Source organism: Erythrobacter sp. HL-111 (assembly GCF_900105095.1).
Taxonomy (GTDB): domain Bacteria; phylum Pseudomonadota; class Alphaproteobacteria; order Sphingomonadales; family Sphingomonadaceae; genus Erythrobacter.
On sequence record NZ_LT629743.1, the window covers coordinates 1,604,480 to 1,629,507 of the forward strand.

Annotated in this window: 26 protein-coding genes; 13 read left to right on the forward strand and 13 right to left on the reverse strand. The window is 68.7% G+C overall.

Features of this window, described 5'->3' with window-relative positions:
- Positions 1 to 108: 108 nt before the first annotated feature.
- The 3 genes from BLU08_RS07550 to BLU08_RS07560 all read right to left on the reverse strand — a co-directional run bounded on the left by BLU08_RS07550 (position 109) and on the right by BLU08_RS07560 (position 3,511).
- On the reverse strand, positions 109 to 924 hold the full coding sequence (locus BLU08_RS07550) for an SDR family oxidoreductase (protein WP_090197635.1): 816 nt from the start codon (positions 922 to 924) through the stop codon (positions 109 to 111).
- 149 nt (positions 925 to 1,073) lie between these two features.
- Positions 1,074 to 2,213, reverse strand: coding sequence for an acyl-CoA dehydrogenase family protein (locus BLU08_RS07555; RefSeq protein ID WP_090197640.1), 1,140 nt, complete (start codon positions 2,211 to 2,213; stop codon positions 1,074 to 1,076).
- Between the two features lie 104 nt (positions 2,214 to 2,317).
- The gene (locus tag BLU08_RS07560; RefSeq protein WP_090197643.1) at positions 2,318 to 3,511 is read right to left on the reverse strand and encodes an acyl-CoA dehydrogenase family protein; all 1,194 of its coding nucleotides are present in this window, start codon (positions 3,509 to 3,511) and stop codon (positions 2,318 to 2,320) included.
- 263 nt (positions 3,512 to 3,774) lie between these two features.
- On the opposite strand from BLU08_RS07560, the gene BLU08_RS07565 reads away from it, so the two are divergent.
- The 4 genes from BLU08_RS07565 to BLU08_RS07580 all read left to right on the forward strand — a co-directional run bounded on the left by BLU08_RS07565 (position 3,775) and on the right by BLU08_RS07580 (position 9,045).
- Positions 3,775 to 5,280, forward strand: a complete 1,506-nt coding sequence (locus BLU08_RS07565; RefSeq protein ID WP_090197647.1) for an MFS transporter — start codon at positions 3,775 to 3,777, stop codon at positions 5,278 to 5,280.
- Positions 5,281 to 5,382: 102 nt separating this feature from the next.
- Positions 5,383 to 6,717: an acyl-CoA dehydrogenase family protein gene (locus tag BLU08_RS07570; protein ID WP_090197650.1), complete on the forward strand. Its 1,335-nt coding sequence runs from the start codon at positions 5,383 to 5,385 to the stop codon at positions 6,715 to 6,717.
- Positions 6,718 to 6,862: 145 nt separating this feature from the next.
- The gene (locus BLU08_RS07575; protein WP_090197653.1) at positions 6,863 to 7,951 is read left to right on the forward strand and encodes a Zn-dependent alcohol dehydrogenase; all 1,089 of its coding nucleotides are present in this window, start codon (positions 6,863 to 6,865) and stop codon (positions 7,949 to 7,951) included.
- Between the two features lie 11 nt (positions 7,952 to 7,962).
- Positions 7,963 to 9,045, forward strand: a complete 1,083-nt coding sequence (locus tag BLU08_RS07580) for a phosphotransferase family protein (RefSeq protein ID WP_090197656.1) — start codon at positions 7,963 to 7,965, stop codon at positions 9,043 to 9,045.
- A gap of 90 nt (positions 9,046 to 9,135) precedes the next feature.
- On the opposite strand, the gene BLU08_RS07585 is transcribed toward BLU08_RS07580, so the two are convergent.
- Positions 9,136 to 11,706, reverse strand: coding sequence for a S8 family peptidase (locus BLU08_RS07585; protein ID WP_233995898.1), 2,571 nt, complete (start codon positions 11,704 to 11,706; stop codon positions 9,136 to 9,138).
- 221 nt (positions 11,707 to 11,927) lie between these two features.
- Between BLU08_RS07585 and dapD the strand changes: the two genes are divergently transcribed.
- From dapD to BLU08_RS07605, 4 genes are all read left to right on the forward strand, one after another.
- The gene (gene dapD, locus BLU08_RS07590) at positions 11,928 to 12,764 is read left to right on the forward strand and encodes a 2,3,4,5-tetrahydropyridine-2,6-dicarboxylate N-succinyltransferase (RefSeq protein ID WP_090197659.1); all 837 of its coding nucleotides are present in this window, start codon (positions 11,928 to 11,930) and stop codon (positions 12,762 to 12,764) included.
- 98 nt (positions 12,765 to 12,862) lie between these two features.
- Complete coding sequence (locus BLU08_RS07595) at positions 12,863 to 13,177, forward strand: hypothetical protein (protein ID WP_197676849.1); 315 nt, start codon at positions 12,863 to 12,865, stop codon at positions 13,175 to 13,177.
- Between the two features lie 19 nt (positions 13,178 to 13,196).
- Positions 13,197 to 13,430: a DUF2945 domain-containing protein gene (locus tag BLU08_RS07600; RefSeq protein ID WP_090197662.1), complete on the forward strand. Its 234-nt coding sequence runs from the start codon at positions 13,197 to 13,199 to the stop codon at positions 13,428 to 13,430.
- Positions 13,415 to 13,771, forward strand: coding sequence for a DUF3140 domain-containing protein (locus BLU08_RS07605; protein WP_233995899.1), 357 nt, complete (start codon positions 13,415 to 13,417; stop codon positions 13,769 to 13,771). Before BLU08_RS07600 ends, BLU08_RS07605 begins: the two co-directional genes overlap by 16 nt.
- Positions 13,772 to 13,789: 18 nt before the next feature.
- Here the strand turns inward: BLU08_RS07605 and BLU08_RS07610 are convergent, their stop codons facing one another.
- Positions 13,790 to 15,130, reverse strand: a complete 1,341-nt coding sequence (locus BLU08_RS07610) for a dipeptidase (protein ID WP_090201154.1) — start codon at positions 15,128 to 15,130, stop codon at positions 13,790 to 13,792.
- A gap of 44 nt (positions 15,131 to 15,174) precedes the next feature.
- Here BLU08_RS07610 and BLU08_RS07615 point away from each other — a divergent pair, with 44 nt between their 5' ends.
- Together BLU08_RS07615 and BLU08_RS07620 are read left to right on the forward strand one after the other, a co-directional pair.
- Positions 15,175 to 15,702, forward strand: coding sequence for a cupin domain-containing protein (locus BLU08_RS07615; protein WP_090197669.1), 528 nt, complete (start codon positions 15,175 to 15,177; stop codon positions 15,700 to 15,702).
- Positions 15,699 to 15,959 carry a DUF3253 domain-containing protein gene (locus tag BLU08_RS07620; protein ID WP_090197672.1) on the forward strand — a complete coding sequence of 87 codons (261 nt, stop codon included), beginning with the start codon at positions 15,699 to 15,701 and terminating at the stop codon, positions 15,957 to 15,959. Before BLU08_RS07615 ends, BLU08_RS07620 begins: the two co-directional genes overlap by 4 nt.
- On the opposite strand, the gene BLU08_RS07625 is transcribed toward BLU08_RS07620, so the two are convergent.
- Complete coding sequence (locus tag BLU08_RS07625) at positions 15,952 to 16,200, reverse strand: SWIB/MDM2 domain-containing protein (protein WP_090197675.1); 249 nt, start codon at positions 16,198 to 16,200, stop codon at positions 15,952 to 15,954. The two genes, BLU08_RS07620 and BLU08_RS07625, sit on opposite strands and share 8 nt — an antisense overlap.
- A 31-nt stretch (positions 16,201 to 16,231) precedes the next feature.
- Entirely contained in the window at positions 16,232 to 16,819 is a 588-nt protein-coding gene (locus BLU08_RS07630) for a YbhB/YbcL family Raf kinase inhibitor-like protein (protein WP_090197678.1), read from the reverse strand.
- 279 nt (positions 16,820 to 17,098) lie between these two features.
- Between BLU08_RS07630 and BLU08_RS07635 the strand changes: the two genes are divergently transcribed.
- On the forward strand, positions 17,099 to 18,640 hold the full coding sequence (locus BLU08_RS07635; RefSeq protein WP_090197682.1) for a S41 family peptidase: 1,542 nt from the start codon (positions 17,099 to 17,101) through the stop codon (positions 18,638 to 18,640).
- A gap of 85 nt (positions 18,641 to 18,725) precedes the next feature.
- Here BLU08_RS07635 and BLU08_RS07640 read toward each other — a convergent pair whose 3' ends face one another.
- Positions 18,726 to 19,109 carry a hypothetical protein gene (locus BLU08_RS07640; protein WP_090197685.1) on the reverse strand — a complete coding sequence of 128 codons (384 nt, stop codon included), beginning with the start codon at positions 19,107 to 19,109 and terminating at the stop codon, positions 18,726 to 18,728.
- A gap of 135 nt (positions 19,110 to 19,244) precedes the next feature.
- Between BLU08_RS07640 and BLU08_RS07645 the strand changes: the two genes are divergently transcribed.
- Positions 19,245 to 20,615, forward strand: coding sequence for an IS1380 family transposase (locus BLU08_RS07645; RefSeq protein ID WP_090193770.1), 1,371 nt, complete (start codon positions 19,245 to 19,247; stop codon positions 20,613 to 20,615).
- Positions 20,616 to 20,795: 180 nt separating this feature from the next.
- On the opposite strand, the gene BLU08_RS07650 is transcribed toward BLU08_RS07645, so the two are convergent.
- Together BLU08_RS07650 and BLU08_RS07655 are read right to left on the reverse strand one after the other, a co-directional pair.
- Positions 20,796 to 21,221, reverse strand: a complete 426-nt coding sequence (locus BLU08_RS07650) for a COG3650 family protein (protein ID WP_090197688.1) — start codon at positions 21,219 to 21,221, stop codon at positions 20,796 to 20,798.
- Positions 21,222 to 21,428: 207 nt separating this feature from the next.
- A complete protein-coding gene (locus tag BLU08_RS07655; RefSeq protein WP_090197691.1) occupies positions 21,429 to 22,001 on the reverse strand; it encodes a fasciclin domain-containing protein in 573 nt (190 codons plus the stop codon).
- Positions 22,002 to 22,212: 211 nt separating this feature from the next.
- Here BLU08_RS07655 and BLU08_RS07660 point away from each other — a divergent pair, with 211 nt between their 5' ends.
- A complete protein-coding gene (locus BLU08_RS07660) occupies positions 22,213 to 23,484 on the forward strand; it encodes an FAD-binding domain-containing protein (protein WP_090197695.1) in 1,272 nt (423 codons plus the stop codon).
- Between the two features lie 160 nt (positions 23,485 to 23,644).
- On the opposite strand, the gene BLU08_RS07665 is transcribed toward BLU08_RS07660, so the two are convergent.
- The 3 genes from BLU08_RS07665 to BLU08_RS07675 form a co-directional block, all read right to left on the reverse strand.
- A complete protein-coding gene (locus BLU08_RS07665) occupies positions 23,645 to 23,989 on the reverse strand; it encodes an HPF/RaiA family ribosome-associated protein (protein ID WP_090197698.1) in 345 nt (114 codons plus the stop codon).
- Positions 23,990 to 24,149: 160 nt separating this feature from the next.
- Positions 24,150 to 24,392 (reverse strand): hypothetical protein, encoded by a 243-nt coding sequence (locus BLU08_RS07670; RefSeq protein WP_090197702.1) that lies wholly within the window; start codon positions 24,390 to 24,392, stop codon positions 24,150 to 24,152.
- An 86-nt stretch (positions 24,393 to 24,478) separates the two neighbouring features.
- A complete protein-coding gene (locus BLU08_RS07675; protein ID WP_090197704.1) occupies positions 24,479 to 24,691 on the reverse strand; it encodes a cold-shock protein in 213 nt (70 codons plus the stop codon).
- Positions 24,692 to 25,028: the final 337 nt, after the last annotated feature.

A 25,028-nucleotide genomic window follows, 5' to 3' on the forward strand; every position in this document is an offset into this window, starting at 1 on the left:
AGTCAATTCTTGCGTCGGCGGATTTTTCCCTGACATATCCTTGCGCCCCAAGGCATTGCAGCTTGGCACTCCTTGCGTCGTAGTGCCAAGCTGCGTGGAGCGCTTCGTTCAGCCTGCGGGGTCGTTGAAGCTCGAGGGGAGCGCGGCGTTCACCACGCCGCCGTCGACCGTCAGCGTCTCGCCCACGACATAGTCGCCCGCGCGGCTGCACAGGTAGATCGCGGCCGCGGCCATGTCCTCGGGGCTGCCGATGCGCTTTGCCGGGATCACGCTGGCCGAAGCGTCGGGCGCGTTCTTGGCGGCCTTGTTCATCTCGCTCGCAAAGGCGCCGGGCGCGATCGAGGTGACGATGATGTTGTCCTGGATCAGCCGCGCGGCCATGCGCCGGGTGAGCTGGATCACGCCCGCCTTGGAAGCCTGGTAGGCGTAGGTTTCCCACGGATTGATCCGCTGCCCGTCGATCGAGGAGACGTGGATCACCTTCGCCGGATGGTCGCCCCTGCCGCCCGCGACCAGCAGGTCGTGGAGCTTCTGGGTGAGGAAGAACGGCGTCTTGACGTTCAGATCCATCGTGCGGTGCCAGCCGGCCTCGGAAAATTCGAGATAGGGCTGGCCCCAGGCGGCGCCCGCGTTGTTGATGAGGATGTCGAGCCTGTCCTCGCGCCGCGCGATCTCGTCCGCGAGGTGCTGGATGCCGTCCATCTGCGACAGGTCGGCGGGGATGCCGATCACCTTGCCCTCGCCGAAGGCCTCGGCGAATTCGGCGATGGTGGCTTCCATCTGTTCGACCTTGCGGGCCGAGATGTAGACCCGCGCCGCGCCCGCCGAAAGCAGGCCTTCGACGAACATCTTGCCGATCCCGCGGCTGCCCCCGGTGACGAGCGCGATGCGCCCGTCGAGGCTGAAGAGTTCTTGAACGTTCATTTTTCTAATCCTCCCATCCCCTTCCCTTGAGGGAGGGGCAGCGAGACTTGGCAGCTTGCCTGCCCAGTCGCAGCGGGGTGGGTCTCCGCAGGTCGCGAGGAGCCACCACCCCCCGACCCCCTCCTCCGGGAAGGAGGGGGAGAAATCGATCAATACCCGCTGAGCTGCGCCACCCGGTTGGCGTGGTAGTAGGCGTCGCCGAGGAATTCGGCGAGCGCGCGGTCGCGCTTCATGAACAGGCCGATGTCGTATTCGTCGGTCATGCCGATCCCGCCGTGCATCTGCACGCCTTCCTGCACCGCGAGGCGCGCGGTCCTGGCGACCTTGGCCTTGGCGACCGAGGTCATCATGTCGGCGCTTTCGGCGCCCGCGTCGAGCAGCTGCTGGGTCTTGATCGTGACCGCACGGGCGATCTCGACCTCGGAATAGAGGTGCGCGGCGCGGTGCTGGAGCGCCTGGAATTCGCCGATCAGCTTGCCGAACTGCTTGCGCTGCTTGAGATAGTCGATCGTGCGGTCCATCGCGCCGCGCGCGACGCCGACGCCTTCGGCCGCCGCGCCGATGCGCCCGGCGCGCAGCATGGCGTCGAGCACCTCGCGCCCGCCGTCGACTTCGCCGATCACGGCGTCGCCGTCGAGCTCGACGCCGTCGAATTTCGTGTGGGTCGCCATCGAGGAATCGACCAGCCGCACCGCGTCATGGCTCATGCCCTTGGCATCCCTGGGCACGGCGAAGAGGGTGATCCCGTCCCTGTCGTCGTCCGAACCGCCGGTGCGCGCGGCGACCACGATCATGTCGGCGCTGGCGCCGTGGACGACGAAGCTCTTGGAGCCGGTCAGGCGGAAGCCGTTGCCCGACCGTTCCGCGCGGGTCGCGATGCGCTCGGGCCGGTGCTTGGCGGTCTCGTCGATCGCCACGGCAAAGACGCTCTCGCCCGCGACGAGGCCGGGGAGATAGCGCCCCTTCAGGTCGTCCGAACCGTGCCCGAGGGCCGTCGCGGCGAGCACCGAGGAGGTCAGGAAGGGCGACGGGGTCAGGTTGCGCCCGATTTCCTCGAGCACGATGCCCGCCTCGACATGGCCCATGCCGAGCCCGCCTTGGTCCTCCTCGACGAGGATGCCGGTGAAGCCCAGTTCGGCCATCTGCTTCCACAACCCGTGGCCGAAACCATCCTTGCAGTCGCGGTCGCGCCAGTGGCGCAGCTGTTTGGCGATATTGCCTTCCTCGGCCATGAAGCTGCTGGCGGTGTCGGCCAGCATCGCCTGGTCTTCGTCGTGGTAAAGGGGCATGGCGGACGAGTTCCTCTCTCTTCGTTCGTCTGGGTGTCGGATGGTCAGCGGGCCGCCCCCGTATCGCCGGAAGCGGCCCGCTCGTCATTCGTGGGCGGGGCGGATCAGCCGCCCGGCAGTTCGAGAATGCGCTTGGAAACCACGTTGAGCATGATTTCCGAAGTGCCGCCCTCGATCGAGTTCGCCTTGGTGCGCAGCCAGTTGCGGGCAGGCTTGCCGCCGCCGGTTTCCTCGCTCTCCCATTCGAGGCTGCGCGAACCGCCGGCGGCCATCATCAGCTCGTGACGGCGCTTGTTGAGCTCGGTCCCGGCATATTTCATCATGTTGGGCTGCGCGGGGTGGGTCTTGCCCGCCTTGATCTCGTCGAGGAACTTCTCGCCCATGCAGCCATAGGCGAGCGCGTCGACGTCGAACATGGCGAGTTCGGCGCGCAGGACGGGATCGAGCTCGTCGCCGTTCTGCGCCGCGTGGCGCTTCATCGCCGCGCCGATCGCCGCGGTGCGATCGCCCCCGCCTGCGCCCGAGATCATCTCGCGCTCATGGCCGAGGAGGTATTTCGCCACGTCCCAGCCGCGGTTGACCTCGCCCACCTGCGCGGGGATGTCCTCGCCATAGGACTTGGGCACCTTCACGTCCTCGAGGAAGGTTTCGCAGAAGGGCGAATTGCCGCTGATGAGCTTGATCGGCCGGGTGGAAACGCCCTGCGTCTCCATGTCGATCAGCATGAAGGTGATGCCCTGGTACTTGTTCGCCTTGTCGGTGCGGACGAGGCAGAAGATCCAGTCGCACTGGTCGGCATAGGAGGTCCAGACCTTCTGGCCGTTGACGACCCAGTGATCGCCCTTGTCCTCTCCATAGGTCTGGAGGGACACGAGGTCCGAACCCGAACCCGGCTCCGAATAGCCCTGGCACCAGCGGATTTCCCCGCGGGCGATTTCATTGAGGAAGCGCCGCTTCTGCCCCTCGGTGCCGAAATGCAGCAGCGCCGGGCCGAGCATCCAGATGCCGAAGGACGACAGCGGCGGGCGCGCGCCCAGGCGGGCCATTTCCTCGCGCAGGACCTTCGCTTCGGGGGCGGAAAGCCCCGCGCCGCCGTATTCCTTTGGCCAGGCGGGGACGGTGTAGCCCTTTTCGACGCAGGCCTCGAACCAGGCCTTCTGCGCGTCGTTCTTGAACGCGGCGTTGCGGCCGCCCCAGTAGACGTCTTCCTCGTCGCGCACGGGCTCGCGCATTTCGGCCGGGCAGTTCGCCTCGAGCCACGCTCTCGTTTCCATGCGGAATTGTTCGAGATCGCTCATGTTCGGACTCTCCTCTGCTTTCGCTAAGCTCCCACTTGACCTTTACGTTAGCGTGATTTTCGCGAGGCCTGCAAGCGCTCTCGTCCTGCGAAACGGACAAGCCGGGATGCCGTAGCGTCACGCCGCGCCGCCCGGCGCGCGATTGACGAACGGCTCCGGCACGGCCACTCTTGAGGGGAGAGATGGAGAGGTAATCGAGCGATGATCGCAAGGTCCGGATTCGCCGGAGGCGCACCCGTGGACGGCCCCGCGCAAGGGCGCGCATGAGCTTCGTCAAGGGCAAGGTGCCGCTCGGGCTGAAGATCGTCCACGGATCGGGTTCGGTCGCCTTCGGGGTCAAGGACGGGGGTTTTTCGTTCTTCCTCCTGCCCTTCTACAATCTCGTGCTCGGCGTCGAGGCGTGGGTGGTTTCCGCCGCGCTGGCGACGGCGCTGGTGGTCGATGCGCTGGTCGATCCGCTGCTCGGCCACCTGTCGGACCGCACCTACACCCGCTGGGGGCGCCGCCTGCCGTGGCTCTACATCGCGCCGATCCCGCTCGCCCTGATGTGGACCCTTTTGTGGTCGCCGCCCTTCGCGGGCACGCCCTCCTTCCTGGAGATCGTCGTGCTGGCGGTCGGCGTGCGGCTGCTGCTGTCGGCCTGCGAGGTGCCCTCGATCAGCCTCGTGCCCGAGATCACCGAGGATTACGTCGAGCGCACCACGCTGTTCCGGTTCCGCTTCCTGTCGGGCTGGTGCGGCGGACTGTTGATGATGGTGCTGACCTTCAGCGTGTTCCTGCCGACGCCCGCGGCGCAGCTGCGGCCCGAAGGCTATGCCGCCTATGGCCTTGCGGGCGCGATCATCATGGCGGTTTCGGTGATCGGCTCGGCCGCCGGGCAGCACCGACTGGTCGCGCGCCTGCCCGAGAAGCGCCCGCCGCCCTTCTCGCTCGGCGGGGCCTTCGCCGAGATCTTCGACGCCTTCCGCGAAAAGGCCTTCGTCATCTTCGCCCTCGGCGGGCTCGCGGCCTATGTCAGCCAGGGCATGACCTTCTCGATGACGCAATATCTCAACCTCTATGTCTGGCAGTTCAGCGAAACCGCCTTCCAGGCCTATCCGCTCGTGCTCGGGGCTTCGGTGGTGCTGATGTTCCTCACCGTCGGCCCGCTGCACCGGCGGTTCGGCAAGCCGATGAGCGCGGCCGGGGGCGCGCTCGCGGCGCTGGCAATCATCGCGGTGCCCTACGCCCTGCTCCTGCTCGGCGCGTGGCCGCAAGCCGGCTCGACCGCCTCGACGAGCATGGTCATGGCCTTCGTGCTGTTCGCCAACACGGCGGGGATCGTCTCGATCATCTCGGCGACCTCGATGGTGGCCGAAATCGTCGAGGCCTTCGAGGAGCGCACCGGCAAGCGCGCGGAAGCGACCTTCTATTCGGGCAACTGGCTGGTGCAGAAATGCGCGACCGGGGGCGGCATCATGCTGACCGGGCTGGTGATCTCGCTGATCGGGCTCGAACCCGGCACGCCGCAGGCCGCGGTCGATGCCGACGTGACCGCGCGGCTCGCCCTGCTCTATCTCGGCATTACGGGCCTGCTCACCGCGATCTCGGCCTTCTGGCTCGCGCGGTTCCCGATCACGCAGGAACAGCACGAAGCGCGCGTCGCGGCGCGCCATGCCCGTGCGGCGGCGGAACGGGAACCGGAGGGCGAGGAAACCCCCGAAGCCAACCTGCGCCCCGGAATCCGGCCCGCCGCAAGGCGCCCCGCAGAGCGCCCGCAGACGGGCTGATCGCGGGCGGCGGGCGCAAACAGGGGCTTGGCGCTGGCCTGCGCCTCTGCCACGGTCGGGCAGCAGATTCGATTGCAATTGAGGACGAGAGAGGAACTTCGCATGGATTTCGAACCCACCGAACGCCAGGTCTATTGGCGCAATCGCGTGCGCGACTTCATCGAGCAGAACGTGCGCCCGAACGTGCCCGTCTACGACGAACAGGACCGCGAAGGCGATCGCTGGAAGGTTCTCCCGATCGTCGAGGAACTGAAGGCCAAGGCGAAGGACGCCGGCATCTGGAACCTGTTCATGCCGCCGCGCAACGACAGCCACCACCATGTCGACGACAGCTTCGAATTCGAAGGTCCGGGCCTCACCAACCTCGAATACGCGCTGTGCGCCGAGGAAATGGGCCGCATCGGCTGGGCATCCGAAGTGTTCAATTGCTCCGCCCCCGACACCGGCAACATGGAAGTGTTCCACCGCTACGGCACGCGCGAACAGAAGGAGCAATGGCTCCGCCCGCTGATGAACGGCGAGATCCGTTCGGCCTTCCTCATGACCGAACCTTTCACCGCCTCCTCCGACGCAACCAACATCGAGACCCGGATCGAGCGGGACGGCGACGAATACGTCATCAACGGGCGCAAGTGGTGGTCGTCGGGCCTCGGCGATCCGCGCTGCAAGGTCGCGATCGTGATGGGCAAGACCGATTTCGAGGCGCAGCGCCACGCCCAGCAATCGATGATCCTGATGCCGATCGACAGCCCCGGCGTGAACATCCTGCGCCACCTGCCGGTGTTCGGGTATGACGATGCGCCCCACGGCCACATGGAAGTGGAGATGAAGGACGTGCGCGTTCCCGCCTCCGCCATCCTGCTGGGCGAAGGGCGCGGTTTCGAGATCGCGCAGGGGCGCCTCGGCCCGGGCCGCATCCACCACTGCATGAGGACGATCGGCGTCGCCGAGGAAGCGCTGGAGAAGATGTGCAAGCGCCTGCAGGAGCGCGAGGCCTTCGGCAAGCCGATCTACAAGCATTCGGTCTGGGAAGAGCGCGTCGCGCGCGCCCGGATCGACATCGACATGACGCGCCTCCTGTGCCTCAAGGCGGCCGACATGATGGACAAGGTCGGCAACAAGGCGGCGAAGCAGGAAATCGCGATGATCAAGGTGCAGGCGCCGATGATGGCGCTGCGGATCATCGACGACGCGATCCAGGCCCATGGCGGCGGCGGCGTGTCGGAAGATTACGGCCTCGCGCGGGCCTATGCCAACCAGCGCACCCTGCGCCTTGCCGATGGTCCGGACGAGGTCCACGCCCGCTCGATCGCCCGCATGGAATTCTCCAAGCACGCGCCGCAGGAAGGCCCGACCGCCAACGCCCTGCGCCACGGTCCCGCTCCGGCGAACGACAGCGACAGGCTGAGCTCGGGCGACATGGGGGTCGCGCGCTGATCCGGACTCCCCCTCCTCCCCGGAGGAGGGGGCCGGGGGGCGGCGGCCCGGAAGACGCGCACCGCCCCGCCGGGACCCGAGCCTGACCTCACGACAACCTCATGCCCCTGCTCTCCCGAGCACGGGGCCCTCTGGGAGAACAGCATTGGCTAAGGCCGCCATTCTCGAAAAACCGGGCGAAGGCCTCGTCATCGGCGAGGTCGAATACGCCGATCCCGCCCCGCACGAAGTCCTGATCGACACCAAGGCCTGCGGGCTGTGCCATTCGGACCTCCATTTCATCGACGGCGCCTACCCCCACCCGCTGCCCTGCATCCCGGGGCACGAGGCGGCGGGCGTGGTCCGCGCGGTGGGTTCGGAAGTGAAGACGGTGAAGCCGGGCGACCACGTCGTCTCCTGCCTGTCCGCGTTCTGCGGGCATTGCGAGTTCTGCGTGACCGGCCGCATGGCGCTCTGCCTCGGTGCCGACACGCGCCGGGCAAAGGGCGCCGAACCGCGGATGAAGCGTGCCGGGGGCGACCCGGTCAACCAGATGCTCAACCTCTCCGCCCTGTCGGAGCGGATGCTGATCCACGAACACGCCTGCGTTGCGATCGACAAGGACATGCCCTTCGACCGCGCGGCGGTGATCGGCTGCGCGGTGACGACGGGGGCGGGGACGATCTTCAACGCGGTCAAGCTCACCCCCGGGGAGACTGTCGCGGTGATCGGCTGCGGCGGCGTCGGCCTTGCCGCGATCAACGCCGCGAAGATCGCGGGCGCCTCCAGGATCATCGCCGCCGACCCCCTGCCCGAAAAGCGCGCGCTTGCCGAAGTGCTCGGCGCGACCCACACGGTCGACGCGCTGGCCGATGACGCGGCGATGCAGATCATCGACATCACCGGGGGCGGCGTCCATTACGGGATCGAGGCGGTCGGTCGGCAGGCCTCGGCCGATCTCGCGGTCAAGTGCCTGCGCCGCGGCGGGACCGCGGTGATCCTCGGCATGATGCCGCTCGACTGCAAGGTGGGCCTTTCCGCGATGGACCTGCTGGGCGGCAAGAAGCTGATGGGGGCGATCATGGGCATGAACCACTTCCCGGTGGACTTGCCGCGCCTCGTCGATTTCTACCTGCGCGGCCTGCTCGACCTCGACACGATCATCGCCGAGCGGATTTCGCTGGACGAGGTCAACAAGGGCTTCGACAAGCTGCGCGACGGCCACTCGGCGCGCAGCGTGGTGGTGTTCGATTGAGGACGGGAACGATGACTGACGCACCCCAGATCGATTTCGACAAGGAAATGGTGGGAACGGTCGAAGTGCCCGAGGCCGACAGGCTCGATCTCGACGCCTTGACCGCCTGGTTCGAGGCCAATGTCGAAGGCTTCGAAGGGCCGATCTCCTACACCAAGTTCAAGGGCGGCCAGTCCAACCCGACCTACCGGATCGACACGCCCGGCGCCTCCTACGTCCTCAGGCGCCAGCCCTTCGGCAAGCTGCTTCCCTCGGCCCACGCCGTCGACCGCGAATACACCGCGATGACCGGGCTTTATCCGACCGGCTTTCCCGTACCGCGAACCTATGGTTTGTGCGAGGACCCGGAGGTGATCGGCGCCAAGTTCTTCGTCATGAGCCTCGCCGACGGGCGCTCGCTCTGGAACGGCGCGCTGCCGGGCTGTTCGAAGGACGAACGCCGGGCGATCTACCACGCGCTGATCGACACGATGGCGGACCTGCACCTCAACGATCCGCAGGCGATCGGCCTCGGCGACTACGGCAAGCCGACCGATTACTGCGCCCGCCAGATCGCCCGCTGGACCAAGCAGTACAAGCTGTCCGAAACCGAACACATGCCCGAGATGGAGCGGCTGATCGAATGGCTGCCCCAGACGATCCCGCCGCAGCACAATTCCAGCGTGGTGCACGGCGACTACCGGCTCGACAACGTCATCTTCCACAAGACCGAGCCGCGGATCATCGCGGTGCTCGACTGGGAATTGTCGACGCTGGGCGATCCGATCGCGGATTTCAGCTATCTCATGCTCAACTGGCACAATCCGGCGGACGGGCGCGCAGGCCTGCTCGGGCTGGATCTCGATGAACTCGGCATCCCCTCGCAGGAGGAGGCGGTCGAACGCTATGTCGCGCGCACGGGCTACCCGGTCCCGCCGATGGACTGGTATTTCGCCTACAACCTGTTCCGCCTTGCCGGGATCATGCAGGGGATCAAGAAGCGGGTGATCGACGGCACCGCCTCCAGCGCCCACGCCAAGGCGATGAGCGACCGGGTCCGGCCGCTGGTCGAGCGGGCCCATGAATTCGCCCGCGCCGCCGGGATGCCGGAATAGGCGCGCGCCTGACCTTCACCGGCGGGTGCCGGATGGCGCTTCGTTGCCCGGGTCTCCCGCCTGCGCGGGAACGCGCGGACGTGTCCGCCCTCAGAAACCCGCGCTGACGCTCACCGCCAGGCCGACATCGGCGGGGGCATCGGCGAAATGGCCCGGCTGGTGGCGGTAGAACAGGCTGACCGCCCCGCTCCCCCACGCCCGCGCGCCCCACGGCCCGCTGCCGAAGGCGAAGGGCGAGGACCAGGCGAATTCGCCCATCACCTCGCGCCCCTCGGGCGCCAGCGAAACCGACTGGCGGCCGATCACCGCGCTTTCGCCGCGATAGTCCCAAGCCACCGGCAGGTCGAAATGGAGCGCCCCGCCTTCGACCCGGAGCGGCTGGGCGAGCCGCAGGCCGATCCGGTCCGCCGCCCCGAGCGCCCCCGCCTTGGCAAGGTCGAGCGACCAGGCCTGCGTCAGCAGGTGCGACCCTTCGCCCAGCAGCGCCCCGGCGCGCGGGCGGGTGATCCCGGCGCGCAGCGACCCGCCGAGGCTCCAGCCGTCCCCGAGCCGCTGCGCCAGCGCCGCGTCCGCAAACAGGCTGTCCGCCCCCGCGATCCCGAAGGCGCGGTGGAAATGCCCGCCGAGCACGGTTTCCTCCTCGGCCAGCAGGCCCACGCCGAAGCGCGCCCGTGTCCCGCCGAAAGCGCGGTCGGCGGCCAGCGAAAGGCGCGTCTTCGCGCGGTGTTCGGCGAGGCCGAAGACCACGTCCTCGGCGCGGCGATGCCCGGCGAGCCAGGCCCGTCCGCGCTCGGCGGAAAGGGTCACGCCCCACGCGCCGATGGCCCGCCGGGCGGCGACGGCAATGTCGCTGCTGCCGGCAAGGCCTTCGTCCCCGTCCGCCTCGGGCGCGATGGCGAAGCCGGGCACCGGCGCGCGCGCCGCGCCTGCCCCCGTGCCCTGCAATTCCCGCACCAGTCCCTGCGCGCCGTTCCCCAGCGCGAAGCCCAGTTGCAGGTCGGGTGAGACCCGCGCCGCCACGCGCGCGGCGAGGACGCGCTGCGCCTCCACCTCGTCCGGGGCGAGGCGCAGGTCGCGCGACCAGGAAAGGCCGGCGGCCCGGTCCGTCTCGCCCAGCGTCACGGCGAGCGACAGCGTCTCGTCCCCGGCGGAGCGGGTCAGGCCGGGCCGCTCCACCGCGCCCGCCAGCCGCCGGACCTGTGCCGCCCCGCGCGCCCGCGGACCCAGGGAACGGCGGTAGGCGCGATCATAGCGGTCGAGCACGATCGTTTCGAGGCTGAGCGCGGAAAGCGCGTCCCCCATCGCCGCCGAGCCGAGCGCGAAGTCCTCTCCGGGGGCAATCGCCGCGCCGGTCCCGGCAAGGCTCGTCGTGCCCTGCGGCGCGAAGGCGGCGGCGATGTCGAGGATGCCGCGCCCGTAGATCGCGTCCTCCCCGCCCGCGCCCGCATCGCGCGCGGTGGTCAGCAGGATCTCGGCGATCTCCTCCCCGGTGAGATTGGGAAAGGCCTCGGCCAGCAGGGCCACCGCGCCCGAAACCTGCGGCGTGGCGAAGCTGGTACCGGAAAAGAGCGTGACGAACTGGTCCCCGTCGATCGTTTCGACGAAGACCTCGCCATCCTCGTAGACGCAGCAGATGCGTTCCCCCCGCGCGGCGAGGAAGGAGGAGGCGAAATCGCCGGCGCGGTTGCTGAAGGCCGAAATCTCCCCGTCATCGTCGACCGATCCGACGATGATGACGTTCGCCCCGCCCGCATCGGCAAGCGCCTGGGCAAAGGGATCGGGCTGGAACGGGTCGATCGCCGGGTCCGACCCGTCGCCCGCGTTGCCAGCCGCGACCACGATCACCAGCCCGGCATCGGACGCGCGCCGCACCGCCTCGAACAGGCCGGGCGAAACCCCGCCCCCGCCGAGCGAGAGATTGACCACGCTCGCCCCCGTCGCCACCGCGAGATCGACCCCGCGCGCGATGTCGCTGTCGAGAAAGCTGCAGGACAGCGTTGGGTCGGACGGGGTATCACCCGTGCAGGACCCCGGCTGGTCGGCGCGCAGGGCGAGGATGTCCGCCTCGAAGGCGATGCCGAGCACGCCCGTGCCATCGCGCGCGGCAGCGGCGACGAGCGACACGTTGGTGCCGTGATCATCCTCGGGCGCGATGCCCCTGTCGCCCGCGACATCGCGCGAGGCCGGGTGGATGCGCCCGGCGAATTCGGGACTGTCGGGGTCGATCCCGGAATCCACCACCGCGATGATCTCCCCCGCGCCGGTAAACCCTTCGCGCCAGGCGGTGTCGGCCCCGTGGAAGCCCGGCCCGTCGGAACGACGGAATTCGGCCGTATCGAAACTGGGCGGCGGCGGCGGCGGCGGGGGTGGCGGCGGCGGAGGCGGAGGGGGCGGCGGCGGGGGTGGGGGCGGCAGGGTGGAGATGACGCCTCCGCCGTCCCCGCCGCCCCCGCCGCAAGCGGCGAGCGCGGCGCAGGCGAGCGCGGCGAGCATCGCGCGGGTCGTGCGGGTCCAGCGGATCGGGGCGCGGTCCGGGTCCGTGGGCGCCGGACCCCGCCGCGCGGCTGCGCCCAGCCCCGCGCCAATGCCGCGATGCGAAAGCCCGGCCAGCAGCCGAGAGGCCGGGCGCACGGCCGGGGGAGCGTTCGGGAAATCGGTCATGACGCGCCTTTCCTGCCCGGGCCTACTTTCCGGCGAATGAACGTGCTTGCGGGAAATACCAAAGCGGCCCGCCCGCGTCGCCCGGCTTTGCCGCCGAAGCGGTGCTTTCTCGCCGCCCCGGCGGCGGGCATCGCCGACCCAAGGCGCTTGCCCCGCCCCGCGCGCCCGGCTAGCAGCCCTTTCTCGCGCGGTCCCGCGCCGACCTTTCCCGAGGAGACCCCATGACCGACACACTCATCGCACGGATCGAGGAAGCGTGGGAGAACCGCGCCGACATCACCCCCGGCAGCAGCATCGGCGGCGCGGTGGGCGATGCGCTCGAACTGCTCGACAAGGGCGAGGCCCGCGTTGCCGAACCCGACGGGCAAGGCGGCTGGCGGGTCAACCAGTGGCTCAAGAAGGCGGTGCTGCTGTCCTTCCGGCTCCACGACAACCGCCTGATCGAGCACGGCTCGGGCGGCGCCTGCGCCTTCGACAAGGTGCCGAGCAAGTTCGCCGGCTGGGGCGAGCGGCGCTTTCGCGAATGCGGCTTTCGCGTGGTGCCCGGCGCGGTCGCGCGGCGCGGCAGCTTCATCGGCAGGGGCGTCGTGCTCATGCCGAGCTTCGTCAATATCGGCGCCTATGTCGACGAAGGCACGATGGTCGACACCTGGGCGACGGTCGGCTCCTGCGCGCAGATCGGCAAGAACGTCCACATCTCGGGCGGCGCCGGGATCGGCGGGGTGCTCGAACCGCTGCAGGCCGACCCCGTCATCATCGGCGACGGGGCCTTCATCGGCGCGCGCTCCGAGGTCGCGGAGGGCGTGCGCGTGGGCGAAGGCGCGGTGCTTTCGATGGGCGTCTATCTCGGCGCCTCGACCAAGATCGTGAACCGGGAAACGGGCGAGATCCACCGCGGCGAAGTCCCGCCCTATGCGGTCGTCGTCCCCGGCGCGCTCCCCGGCAAGCCCCTGCCCGACGGTTCGCCCGGCCCCTCGCTCTATTGCGCGGTGATCGTCAAGACGGTGGACGCGCAGACCCGCGCCAAGACCGGCATCAACGAGCTTCTGCGCGACTAGACGGCCCGTTTCGCGGCCATCCCCGATCCCCGTCTCGGAACGGGCCAGCGGCACCTCCGTTGGTCCGGTGAGACATTTTTCCAAGGGGAGGCAAGGACATGGCCGACACCACCAACAGAACCGACGCCGAGGGCGCGACGCATATCGAGGACGAGAACGCCCGCGCGGGCGAGACGTCCGGGCGTGTGCGCTGGATTCTCTTCATCTCGACCCTGATCGCGATCGTCGCGATGAGCATCGCGTGGATCATCCCCGCCCTGCAGCAGAGCGATGTCGGAGGCGCCGGAACCGCGACCGAACGGGTCGAGGAAATGCGCGAGGACGGGGTGCCCGAAGACGAAATCCCCGCCGTCCCCACCGGCCTTCCGACAGCGCCCGAATCGACGGTCGAGGAACCGACAACGGGCGAATAGGGCGCGAAAGGAGATCCCCATGAGCAATTCGGACAGCTTCCAGACCGGGCAATACGTCAAATGGAACTGGGGCAATGGCGAAGGCCGCGGCCAGATCGAGGAACGGTTCGAGCGCGAGGTGACGCGGACCCTCCGGGGCTCGGAGATCACCAGGAAAGGCGATGCCGACAACCCGGCCTATCTCGTCAAGCAGGAGGACGGCGACCGCGTGCTGAAGCGCGGCAGCGAGCTTGAGGAATGGGACCGCGGCTGATGGATGCCGAGGAAAGGCAGGAAGTCTACGAGACCTTCCGGGACCGCGTGAACATGGCGCCGCGCGAACTCGAGGAATGGCTGGAAACCGAGGAATCGAAATCGGTCGGCATCAGCGCCGACGGCGAAGGCGGCGAAAGCAAGGGCCACAGGTCGGGCCGCATGATCGTCGAGATCAAGCGCACCAGGAAGGACGACCTGTCGGACGCCCAGTACGATCACATGAAGACCGTCAACGGCTACATCGCCCGCCACACCGCGCAGCGGCCGGGCGGCGATGTCGAAAACAGCAACTGGCGCTACAGCCTGATGAACTGGGGCCATGACCCGCTGAAGGACTGACGGGCGAGGACCGATCCCCTATTGCGCGGCCGGCGGGATGAGCGTCTCGATCGGCGGTTCGTCCCGCACGCTCGCGGCGTAACGCTGCGCCTCGCGCAGGACCCGGACCGCGTTGCGGCTCGCGATCATTTCGAGTTCGGCCTGGCTGTAGCCCCGCCGCGCGAGCTCGGCGAAGAGCGCGGGATAGCCGCTCACGTCCTCGAACCCTTCCGGCCCCGTCGGCATCCCGTCGAAGTCGCCGCCGATCCCGATCGATTCGATCCCCGCCACCTCGCGGATGTGGTCGATATGGTCGGCCATGTGGGAAATGGTCGTCGCGGGCTCGGGATTGGCGGCGTCCCATTCCTCCATCGCCGCCTCGACCTTGTCGGGCTGGCCCTGGAGGAGGGATTCCTGCCGCGCCTGCTCCGCCTCGCGCTCTGCGAACCACTGGCGACGTTCCTCGTTGAGATAGCCGGGCAGCGCGACCACCATCACGATCCCGCCGTTGTAGGGCAGGCGGCGCAGCACGCTGTCGGGGACGTTGCGCGCGTGGCCGTTGACCGCGCGCGCGCCCGAATGGCTGAAGATCACCGGCGCCCTGGCGACGTCGAGCGCGTCGATCATCGCCTCCTCGCTGACATGGGAGAGGTCGACCAGCATCCCCAGCCGGTTCATCTCGCGCACCACGTCCTTCCCGAAATCGCTGAGCCCGCCGTGCTCCGGCGTGTCGGTGGCGCTGTCGGCCCAGGGCGTGTTCGCGCTGTGGGTCAGCGTCATGTAGCGCACGCCGAGATCGTGCATCTGCCGCAGCACGGCAAGGCTCGATCCGATCGAATGGCCGCCCTCCATCCCCAGGAGCGAGGCGATGCGCCCCTCGCGAAAGGCGTTCTCGACATCGTCGGCGGTGCGGGCGAAGGCCAGCTCGTCGTAGCTTTCGATCAGGCGCTTCGTCACGTCGATCTGTTCGAGCGTCATCTGCACCGCCTCGGGCTCGGTGAGCGAGACGGGGACGTAGACCGACCAGAACTGCGCCCCGACACGCCCTTCGGCGAGCCGCTTGAGATCGGTCTGCATCACGCGCCCTTCGGGGTGCGTCTCCCCGGTTTCGGCGGTGTCGGCGAAGTCGAAACCGGCCAGCCGGTTGTCGAAACGCGCGCGCAGCTGGATCGGCACGTCGTTGTGCCCGTCGAACACCGGCGCGACTTCGAGCGCGGCATTGGCGGTTTCGACCGCGGGATCGAACTCGGTCTCGGCACGCTCGGCCTCGGGCCCGGTGGCGCGCGGTGCGGGATCCGCGGGGCGGGTGTCCTGCGCCACGGCAGGCAGCGCGCAGGCGCAGAGCACGGCGGCAAGGAGCGGGCGGGCGGCGTGTTGCATCATGGCGGTGTCTCCTTCTAGAGCCTGCGCCGAAAGGAACCCCGATGACGCAGGACCGGTCCGGAACGGGCAATAGCGCGGTCGCGCTGATCGAACAATTGCGGCTGCAGCCGCATCCCGAGGGCGGCTGGTACCGCGAGACGTGGCGCGCGGGCACGCAGCCCGGCACCGGCGGCGAGCGGGCGGCGGGGACGGCGATCCTCTTCCTGCTCAGGGCGGGCGAATCCTCGCACTGGCACCGGGTCGATGCGGAGGAGCTGTGGATCTGGCAGGCGGGCGACCCGCTCGAGCTGCGGTTGGCCGAGAGCGACTATGCCGAGGTCACGAGCCTGCGGCTGGGCGCGGATGTCGCGCAGGGCGAGGCGCCGCAGGGCGTGGTGCCGACCGGCCACTGGCAGGCGACCCGGCCGCTGACCCCGGACGAGGGCGCGCATGGCTGGTCGCTGGTGTCCTGCGTCGTGGTGCCCGGCTTCGATTTCGCGGGTTTCGAACTCGCTCCGCCGGGCTGGGAGCCGGGACAGGACACGTCCGGACAGGGCACGTCGGAAAAGGGCACGCCGGGACAGGAATGACGGCCGAGCAGGCGATCCTCGCGCTGCTGGAGGAGCGCGGCCCCGGCCGGACGATCTGCCCGAGCGAGGCCGCGAAAAGGCTGGCCGGGCCGCAGGGCGACTGGCGCGCCGTGATGGGCGTGGTGCACGAAAGCGTCGATGCCCTGCACGAGAAGGGCGAAATCGCGCTGTCGCGCAAGGGCGAACCGATCAGCCGGCGGCGCGGAGCCTACCGCATCGCGCGCCGCCGGCCGGGCGGGCCGCGAACCGTCAGCTGAGGTGCTTCGACACCGCCGCGGTCATCTTGAACATCGAGATCTGGTCGTTCCCGATCACCGCGCCGAGCTTGGCGTCGGGATTGATCTGGCGCTTGTCCTTGCTGTCCTGGAGGTTGTTCGCCTTGATGTATTCCCACACCTTGGACGTGACTTCGGCGCGGGTCATCGGGCCCTTGCCGACCACCGCCTCGAGGTCGCCCGAAAGCTGAACGGGTTTCTGCAGCGCATTATTGCCAGCCATGATCCTTCTCCTTCTTGTTATGGCAGGTCGTTCAAAAATCGTCCGTCGCAGGGGCGCCGTCGTCGGCGGTCGTGCCGGTGAAGGGCGCGGGCAGCACGGCGCAGGCGGTCACCTGGCCGGTCAGCGCCCGCACGATCTCCGCGCGCGTGGCACCGGGCATGGTGGTCAGCGGCAATTCGGTCGCGAAGGCCTGGAAGACGTAGTGCCGCGTTTCGCCCAGAGGCGGGTTGGGCAGCAGCCATTCCGAATTGCCGGCCGCGTTCTTGCCGGTGCGCGGCGGGGTCTCGCCTTCGAGCAGCTTGCCCTTCTGCCCGGGCAGGCCCCAGACGAGCCAGTGGCACTGCGGCTCCTCGCCCGGGCTCGAGGCGTCCTCGACCAGGATCACGATCTCCTGCGAGCCCGGCGGCGGCGCGCTCCATTCGAGCGGCGGCGCGACCGCGTCCTCCTCCTTGGCGGTGAAGCACGGGTCGAGTTCGTCCCCGGCGGCGAAGGCTGGGCTGGTCAGCGCGAAGCCGCCCCTGGCGAGCGTCTTCTCATCGCCGAGCGCGGCGATGGCGAGCCCGGGATGGCGCGCGCCCGCGGGCAGTTTCCCGGCGAGCCATTGCGGTAATCCTGTCATGACAGAGTCGCTTTCATTCCTGCTTGCTAGTGCGGTTGCCCGCCCGATACGAGGCGCGGGCGGCCCCTTTTGCCCCGGTTTCTGCGGAAAACTTCGCAATCTGCCGGGCCGTGGGAGCGATCGCGGCCTCGATACCACCCTCGGCCCCCGGCGAAAACCGGCTCGCGGCTTGCCCCGCGCCGCGCGGCATTGCATGAAGGGCGCTTCCGGCCGCGGGTGGAGGGCCGGGATGGGGGATCCCGTCGGACCTTTGATCAGCTTGTCGGAGTCGCACACGCCATGAAACCCGGACGCACCGCGCTCAGCGTCACCCTCGCGCTCGCCCTCGCCGCGTGCGGCGGAGGCGGCAGCAGGTCGAACGCGCCGCCCGTCGCGGGCGAGCCGACGCCCGCCCCGACGCCCGCCCCGACGCCGACCACCGCATCCTGCCCGGTGAGCGATCGGATCGCCTTCGCCGAGGATGTGCTGGACGACTGGTATCTCTTCCCCGAATTCCTCGACAACACGGTCGATCCGGCGGATTTCACCGACGTGCAGGACTACCTCAACGCCCGCGTCGCCCCGGCGCGCGCGCAAGGGATCGACCGGTTCTTCACCTTCGCCACCTCGATCGCGGAGGAAAACGCGCTGATCAATTCGGGCTCGAGCGCGGGCTTCGGCATCCGCCTCGCCTATGACGAAGGCGCGGACCGGGTCTTCGTGATCGAGGCGTTCGAGAACGGCAACGGGTTCGATGCCGGGATGGACCGCGGGACCGAACTGCTCGCGATCGGCACTTCGGCGGGCAATCTCCAGACGGTCGCCAGCCTGATGGCGAGCGGTGGTCCGAACGCCGTGATCGACGCGCTCGGCCCCTCGACGCCGGGGCTGGAGCGGGTGATCCGGTTCCGCACCGTCGAGGGCGCCGAGATCGAGCGCAGCATCGCCAAGACCGAATTCTCGCTCGACCCGGTCTCGGACCGCTACGGCGTCGAGATCATCACCGACGGGGCGAAGAAGATCGGCTATCTCAACCTTCGCACCTTCTCCGTCGGCAATGCCGACCGCCAGATCGAGGACGCGTTCGAACGCTTCGCGGCGGAAGGCATCACCGAATTCGTGATCGACCTGCGCTACAACAGCGGCGGGCTGGTGCGGATCGCGGACCTGATGGGCGATTTCCTGCGCGGCCCGAACACGGGCAAGGTGTTCAGCGAAACCGTGTGGCGCGACAGCCAGTCGCAGCGCAATTCGACCAGGCTGTTCGAGGCGACGGCGAGCTTCCAGATCCCGGGCCAGTTCGATGCCGCCGGCAATCCGCGCTTCACCGATCCCGAACCGATCGTCTCGGTCTCGCCGACGAAGATCGCCTTCATCGCCCGCCAGGGTACCGCCTCGGCGAGCGAGCTCGTGATCAATTCGATGATCCCCTATCTCGGCGAAAACGTCGCGCTGATCGGGACGGACACCTTCGGCAAGCCGGTCGGGCAATCGGGCTTCGACCTTGAGGCCTGCGACCTCAGGGTGCGGGCGACCACCTTCCGCACGGTCAACGCCGCTGGCGAGAGCGATTACTACAACGGCCTTGCCTCGGCCATGCCCGCCACCTGCGCCGCGGGGGACGACATCTCGATCGCGCTCGGCGACCCGCGCGAGGCGTCGATCCGCACCGCGCTCGATTTCCTCGCCGGGCGCACGTGCGACCCGATCGCGGCGAACGGGGACGGGGCCATCGCGGGGGCGAGCGCGGCGGAGCGGCGGGACGGGGCCGGGGCCGGACCACGCCTGCTCCAGCCGCGGCGGCCCAATCCCGCGCAGTACGAGATCCGCGGCCTGTTCTAGCGGCCGGGTGGCCCCGCCGGACAGGTTCGTCGCGGCGGCCAAGGTGGCCCTCGATGCCGAGCGCGTTCCCGCCGCGATCAGGCCGTCACGTATCCTTCCCGCGCGCCAGCAGGAAAGCGAGCAGGCCGAAGGCGAACAGCGCGTCGAGCCCGATCGCGCCCGCCACCAGCAGCGTGCCCCCCGCCCCGAAGGCCTGCGGAGCGAGCAGCGCGACCGCGCCCAGCTTGGCGACCACGCCCGCCCACAGCACGGGGGCGAGCCGTTCGGGATCGCGCGCCGCCTGGAAGAAGACGAGGCCGAAGGCGAAGACGAACAGGCCGATCAGCCGCGCATCGACATCGGCCGCAGGCGAGAACATGCCGAGCGCGCCGACCATGAAATTGAACGCCGCGGCGAGCCACAGGAACACCCGCCAGCCCTGCCCCACCGGCCGCCGCCCGATCGGCGCTCCGAGCCGGCCCTGCTTCATGGCGCTGCCGGCCCGGTGAAGCCCTAGCCCGGATTATTCACCGGCAGTGGTCTGACGGGTTGGCGGGAGTGGCGTAAGCATTTGCATTGTTGTAGGAATGTGGTTGCTTAAGCCAGACCTGCAACGGGGCAAAATATGCCACAGACCACACCCGCCGGATGCGATGATAGCGCGTCCGTATTTTCGTTTCCAGCAGTGCGCGGCAAGAAGGTCACAGCTGCGTTTGACGGCGGCAGGCTGACCTCGGATGGCGGGGTCCTGGTGCTGGCTCAGGCCGAGCGCATGATGGGGCTCTGCCAGCGGCTTGCGGCGTGTATTGCCGATCCGCGCGATCCTGCTCGGGTGGTTCATCGGCTTGAAGATATCCTGCGCGCGCGGATGTTCGCGATCGCCTGCGGCTATGAGGATGCCGATGATCTCGACGCTCTGCGCGATGATCCGGGCTTCCGCCTGGCGCTGGGCAAGCTGCCGGGATCGGGTGCGGGGTTGGCCAGCCAACCGACGATGAGCCGCTGGGAGAATGCGCCGAGCACGCGCGAGCTGGCAAAGATGCTGGGGATCATGATCGACATCTACTGCGCCAGCTACCCCACTCCGCCGGCGGCGGTGACGCTGGATATCGATGACACCTGCGACGTCGTGCACGGCTATCAGCAACTCTCCTTCTGGAACGGACATCATGGGGAGCGCTGCTTCCTGCCGATCCATGTCTACGACACGGCAACGGGCCGGCCGGTGGCGATGCTGCTGCGCACGGGCAAGACGCCTTCGGGCAAGGAGGCGGCAGGGCATATCCGGCGTCTGGTGCGCCATCTTCGCCGCCACTGGCCCGATACCCACATCACCATCCGCGGTGACGGGCATTATGGACGGCCCGAGGTCATGGCCTTCTGCGAGGCGGCCCATGTCGATTACGTGTTCGGTCTGCCGACCAACGCCGCGCTGCGCGCTGATCCGGTTATCGTCACTGCCGCCGATGCCTGCGCGGTCCGCCGCGCCGAGTGCCAACTCCCGGTCCTGCGCAGCTATGCCGAGACCCGCTACGGCGCGAAGAGCTGGAACCGCCAGCGCCGCGTCGTCGCCAGGATCGAGGCCAGCACGCTGGGCATGGATATCCGCTATGTCGTCACATCGCTAACCCAAGGCTCGGCTGAATACATCTATGACACGCTCTACTGTGCGCGCGGGCAGGCCGAGAACTTGATCAAGCTGCACAAGACCCAGCTGGCCAGTGACCGCACCTCGTGCCGGTCGGCGAACGCCAACCAGATGCGCCTGATCCTGCACACCGCTGCCTACTGGCTGCTGTGGCGCGTTCAGCAGGCGATCCCAAAGACCACCGCTCTGGCAAAAGCCGAGTTTACGACCCTGCGCCTGCGGCTGCTCAAGGTTGCTGCCCGCGTCATGGAAAGCGCCACCCGAATCCGCGTAGCGTTCGCCTCTGCGTGCCCCGATGCCGATCTGATGCGTGCCATCGTTCTCGCGCTCAAGCCTGCGCCGACGTAGCGGGCGCGGCAGTGCCGCAGAAACCCCGAGCCAAGTCCTTCAACCAGAAAAGCCCATCGATCACAGCGCGGTGAAACAGACGCCAGCGGTGCCGCACGCCCGCTCTACGCCGCCGCACGCAGCAGTGGCGTCAAGCTCGCGCCGAGAGGCGCCCAACCGCATCGCCGTGAATAAGAGAGGCTAGCTGTCGGTGAAGGCGCAGCCCTCAAGGTCGCGCCCGCCGATCTTGGCGGTGGCGGTGAAGGGATAGGTCCGGTCGGTCATCCCGTCGCTGCATTCGCCGGGGGTGATCGTCACGACGACGCCCTCCCCGCTGGCGAGCGTGCCGGTGAAGCCCAGTCCGTTGTTCCCGGCAAAGCGGGCAGCCTTGAAGCGGGTCCCGTCGATGTTCTCGGGCGTGGAATAGGCCGCCACGCCTGCCGCCTGGTCGATCGTCATGCCCCAGAAAGGCTCGTTCCCGGTCACCTCGATCACCTCGTCCTCGGCGATCCCGGAAAAAGGCTCGGTATCGCGGCCGATCGCATCGCCCTCCTCCCCCGCGCAGGCGGCGAGCACGAGGCAGGCGGCGAGAACCGCGCTGGCAGGACGGGTGGGTGATGACGGCATCGGCTTTCCTCTCCTTCGCGCCAGGGCCTTCCGTGAGCGGCCTTCGGGCCAGGTTGCGCCGGATCGACCGCTCTAATTTCCTGTTTTGCCGCGATTTACCATGTCACGCAGCGCATCGGGAATCGCTCTAATGCCTTGCCCTTTCATATGCAAAAGGCGGACCCCGTCGAGGCCCGCCTTTCTTGGATATTGCCGATGAACCGGGGCTTATTCGGGCATCAGCACCGTGTCGATGACGTGGATGACGCCGTTCGAGGCCTCCACGTCGGTCGCGGTCACGGTCGCCATGTTGCCCGCCGCGTCGGTCAGCATGACCTGCCCCTCGACCAGCGTCGCGGTGAGAGTCGGGCCGCCGACGGTTTCGAGCTCGAGGCCTTCCTCGCCCGCGGCTTCGATCGCCTCGGTCACGGCGGCGGCATCCATCAGGCCTTCGACCACGTGGTAGGTCAGGATCGATTCCAGGCGATCCGTCTCGTCGGTGGTGAGCGTCTCGACCGTGCCTTCGGGCAGCTTGCCGAAGGCTTCGTCGGTCGGCGCGAAGACGGTGAAGGGACCATCGCCGCTCAGCGTGTCGCCCAGTTCGGCGGCGTTGATCGCGGCGACCAGCGTGGTGAAGCTCCCGTCGTCCGCCGCGACCTCGACGATGTTGCCGGGCGCGGTCGCCTCTTCGGCCATCGAGGTTTCATCGGCCATCATGTCATCGTTTTCGGCGGGTTCCTCGGCGCAGGCCGACAGGCCGAGCGCGACGGCGGAAGCAATGGTGATCGTGAGCTTTTTCATCGGGTAGGCTCCTCAAGAATTGCAGTGACGGATGCGCGTTTCGCGGCGCGCGGTGAGTGGTCGGGCCGGTTTGCGTCATCCAACCCCCCCTCCCCTCGCCAATGCTCGAAGCCGTGCAGGCGTTCCATTTTTCTGCCACAATTTTGCCGCCCGGCCTGCCCGGCGCCCGCGCGACGCGGAACCCGCAGGGGCGCGCGCGGTTGCCAGCGACATGGACTGGACCCCGACCCGAGAGCGCGCGCTCGATCGCCTTGCCCGCTTCCTTCCCCGCGCAGGCAGCGACTATGCCGAAAGCCGCGGCTATGACGACGGGCCGGTCAGCGATGCGCCGGGCGAACGCGGCCGCTCCAACGTCTCGCAATTATCGCCCTGGCTTCACGCCGGGCTGATCGGCGAGGCCGAGGTGATCGAGGCCGCGCTGCGCCAGCACAGCCCGCGCGAGGCGGAGAGCTTCATTTCCGAGGTGTTCTGGCGGGTCTATTTCAAGGGCTGGCTGGAACAGCGCCCCTCGGTCTGGGAAAGCTACAGGGAAGCGCGCGAGGCGGCCATTTCGCGGCTCGAAGGCAATGCCGGGCGACGCACCGCCTATCATGAGGCCACCGCGGGCCGCACCGGCATCCCGGCCTTCGACACCTGGGCGCACGAGCTGGTCGAGCACGGCTATCTCCACAACCACGCGCGGATGTGGTTTGCGAGCATCTGGATCTTCACTTTCGAGCTCGACTGGGAACTGGGCGCGGATTTCTTCCTGCGGCACCTGCGCGATGGCGATGCCGCCTCCAACACCCTGTCCTGGCGCTGGGTCGGCGGGCTGCACACGGCGGGCAAGACCTATCTCGCGCGGGCCGACAACATCGCGCGCTACACCGCGCACCGGCCGGGCGGGCCGCTCGCCGCGGAGGGCCTCGCCGGGGACGCGCCGCCGCTTCGCGAGGAGCGCGAACACGCGCGGCGCGCGCTCGACCTGCCCGGTCCGGTCAGCCCGCAAGCGCTTGCCGAGCCCTACGCGCTCATCCTCCACGACGAGGCGGCGAGCCACGTCCCGATCGCCCTGCCGGCCCGCCCGGCGCTGGTGATCGGCGCGGCGCGGCCCGAGGCGCGCTCCCCGCGCGAGGTGGGCGAGCCCGCGGCGCAATTCGCGCGCGGCGCGGTGGAAAGCGGGATGGCGCAAGCGGCCCGCGCCTTCGGCTGCGGGTCCTGCCGGTGGGAGGAAGGGGACGACCTTCGCGCGATCCTGGCGGACGCCGGGATCGAGCGGGTCGCCTGCCCCTATCTCCCGATCGGCTGGACGCACGACGCGCTGATGCCGGCTCTCGCCCCGCTGGCGGAGGATGGGCGCGCCGCCTTCCTGCTGGGCGATCTCGCGCGGGCGACCTGGCCGCACGCGCGCGCCGGATTCTTCCGGGTGAAGAAGGAGATCGAAGCGATCCTCGGCGAGCTCGGCATCACCGGCGCGAACCCGCCCGGCGACCTGCCGGGCTGACCCCGGCGCTCCTGCCCTCCTCGCCCGCGCGGCCGCCGGATCATCCTTGCCGGGCAGCGCTGCGGGCCGAGGCCAAGATCGGGCACGCCCAAGCCGACGTCGAGCCCGCTGCACACCCGCCCACGCCGGTCGCGCCGGACGCCGGGCACCCGTCAGGCCTTTACAGCACCTTGTCGGGGCGCGCTGCGTGCTTGTCCTTTTCGCCCTTGCCGAAATGGCGTTCGAGCCGTTGGGCGAGCGTCGTGGCGGCCTTGCGCGCGGCGTCGTCGACCTTGTCCGCCCTCGCCGTCACGCCGATCGGCTTGCCGCCGCGCGGGCGGGCCTCGATCGTGCAATGCTTGTCGGCCGCGCCGTGCTTGGCGCCGTTGTCGTCGGCCACATGGACCTCCACCCGCGTCAGCCGTTCCTCAAAACGGGCGAGCTTCTGCCGCACCGCCGCCTCGATCCGTTCGGCGACGTTTTCGGTCCCCATGACGGAACTGTTGGTGTTGAACTGGAACTGCATCGCTAGGTGCCTCCTTGCTTGTGTTGTAATCGCCCACCGTATCGGACGAGGGGCCTTTCCTGCAAGCCAGGGAATGAACCGGCGATTGCGACAGGGCCGGGGCCACGCACGGTGCGCCCCATGCGATCGAAATGCCGATCGGCGTGCGATCGGCGTGCGATCAGTCCGCGGAGGACGCCTCGGCCGCCTCGGCCGCCTCGGTCGCCTCGGCCTCGCGCCGGGCGGCGCGTTCGGCATCGGCCTTTTCGCGTTCCACGGCGGTCTTGCGCGCCTGTTCGGCGAGCCCGCGCCAGGTCTTTTCCGAACGCAGTTCGCGTTCGCGCACGTTTTCGAGCTTCGCCTGCTTGGCGGCCTTGGCCGCTTCGTTGGCGCGTTCGGTGTAGAATTCGTAGGTCTGGGCCATCGGGGGCCTCCTCGTGTGGGGGTTGGTCGCGGCGGGACAGGCGCGCGGGGAACGTTGGCCGCCCCCCGCGCTCCGTCCGTCCGGCGTCAGTCCGCCGCGACGAGGTTGATCGCGCTTTCCTTGCCGTTGCGGCCGGTTTCGACCTCGTAGTTGAGGCGCTGGTCGCGATCGAGCGTCTGCATCCCGGCGGCATGGACCGCGGTGATGTGGACGAAGCTGTCGGCGGAACCGTCATCGGGCTGGATGAAGCCGTAGCCCTTGTCGGTGTTGAAGAATTTCACGGTGCCGGTCTTGGCCATAAGTCGTTCCTTTCAAGAACGTTGGGTTTGCCGGGGAGCGACATGCCCCCGGCTCGTGCGTCAAATCGTTCAGGGGAAAGGAAGTCGTCGTCTGGTTTACGCCGGGGGCCGGTTCCGCGTCGGAACGCGGGGCCAGGCGGCGAGTCAAAATACGAAGTCCGTCGCAAATTCCGACGTCAGCAAGGGCCTTGTAGCACGGCTTGCGGGATTCTCCTAATCGTGGGGTTAAGTGGCTCTTTGCGCAGGGTTTTATGTTTGCGGAGGTCTTTTGTTTGCGCAGAGTCTCTTGTTTGAGCAGCCCGTCCGGGCTGCGATATCCTCGCGCCTTCGGCGCTGC

Coding starts and splice junctions, on each gene's coding strand:
- BLU08_RS07580 (WP_090197656.1), top strand. CDS start 7,963: ATGACTGACGCACCCCAGATCGATTTCGACAAGGAAATGGTGGGAACG.
- dapD (WP_090197659.1), top strand. CDS start 11,928: ATGACCGACACACTCATCGCACGGATCGAGGAAGCGTGGGAGAACCGC.
- BLU08_RS07605 (WP_233995899.1), top strand. CDS start 13,415: ATGGGACCGCGGCTGATGGATGCCGAGGAAAGGCAGGAAGTCTACGAG.
- BLU08_RS07570 (WP_090197650.1), top strand. CDS start 5,383: ATGGATTTCGAACCCACCGAACGCCAGGTCTATTGGCGCAATCGCGTG.
- BLU08_RS07660 (WP_090197695.1), top strand. CDS start 22,213: ATGGACTGGACCCCGACCCGAGAGCGCGCGCTCGATCGCCTTGCCCGC.
- BLU08_RS07645 (WP_090193770.1), top strand. CDS start 19,245: ATGCCACAGACCACACCCGCCGGATGCGATGATAGCGCGTCCGTATTT.
- BLU08_RS07560 (WP_090197643.1), bottom strand. CDS start 3,511: ATGAGCGATCTCGAACAATTCCGCATGGAAACGAGAGCGTGGCTCGAG.
- BLU08_RS07650 (WP_090197688.1), bottom strand. CDS start 21,221: ATGCCGTCATCACCCACCCGTCCTGCCAGCGCGGTTCTCGCCGCCTGC.
- BLU08_RS07550 (WP_090197635.1), bottom strand. CDS start 924: ATGAACGTTCAAGAACTCTTCAGCCTCGACGGGCGCATCGCGCTCGTC.
- BLU08_RS07595 (WP_197676849.1), top strand. CDS start 12,863: ATGGCCGACACCACCAACAGAACCGACGCCGAGGGCGCGACGCATATC.
- BLU08_RS07630 (WP_090197678.1), bottom strand. CDS start 16,819: ATGACAGGATTACCGCAATGGCTCGCCGGGAAACTGCCCGCGGGCGCG.
- BLU08_RS07610 (WP_090201154.1), bottom strand. CDS start 15,130: ATGCAACACGCCGCCCGCCCGCTCCTTGCCGCCGTGCTCTGCGCCTGC.
- BLU08_RS07620 (WP_090197672.1), top strand. CDS start 15,699: ATGACGGCCGAGCAGGCGATCCTCGCGCTGCTGGAGGAGCGCGGCCCC.
- BLU08_RS07675 (WP_090197704.1), bottom strand. CDS start 24,691: ATGGCCAAGACCGGCACCGTGAAATTCTTCAACACCGACAAGGGCTAC.
- BLU08_RS07565 (WP_090197647.1), top strand. CDS start 3,775: ATGAGCTTCGTCAAGGGCAAGGTGCCGCTCGGGCTGAAGATCGTCCAC.
- BLU08_RS07640 (WP_090197685.1), bottom strand. CDS start 19,109: ATGAAGCAGGGCCGGCTCGGAGCGCCGATCGGGCGGCGGCCGGTGGGG.
- BLU08_RS07665 (WP_090197698.1), bottom strand. CDS start 23,989: ATGCAGTTCCAGTTCAACACCAACAGTTCCGTCATGGGGACCGAAAAC.
- BLU08_RS07615 (WP_090197669.1), top strand. CDS start 15,175: ATGACGCAGGACCGGTCCGGAACGGGCAATAGCGCGGTCGCGCTGATC.
- BLU08_RS07625 (WP_090197675.1), bottom strand. CDS start 16,200: ATGGCTGGCAATAATGCGCTGCAGAAACCCGTTCAGCTTTCGGGCGAC.
- BLU08_RS07600 (WP_090197662.1), top strand. CDS start 13,197: ATGAGCAATTCGGACAGCTTCCAGACCGGGCAATACGTCAAATGGAAC.
- BLU08_RS07670 (WP_090197702.1), bottom strand. CDS start 24,392: ATGGCCCAGACCTACGAATTCTACACCGAACGCGCCAACGAAGCGGCC.
- BLU08_RS07635 (WP_090197682.1), top strand. CDS start 17,099: ATGAAACCCGGACGCACCGCGCTCAGCGTCACCCTCGCGCTCGCCCTC.
- BLU08_RS07585 (WP_233995898.1), bottom strand. CDS start 11,706: ATGACCGATTTCCCGAACGCTCCCCCGGCCGTGCGCCCGGCCTCTCGG.
- BLU08_RS07655 (WP_090197691.1), bottom strand. CDS start 22,001: ATGAAAAAGCTCACGATCACCATTGCTTCCGCCGTCGCGCTCGGCCTG.
- BLU08_RS07555 (WP_090197640.1), bottom strand. CDS start 2,213: ATGCCCCTTTACCACGACGAAGACCAGGCGATGCTGGCCGACACCGCC.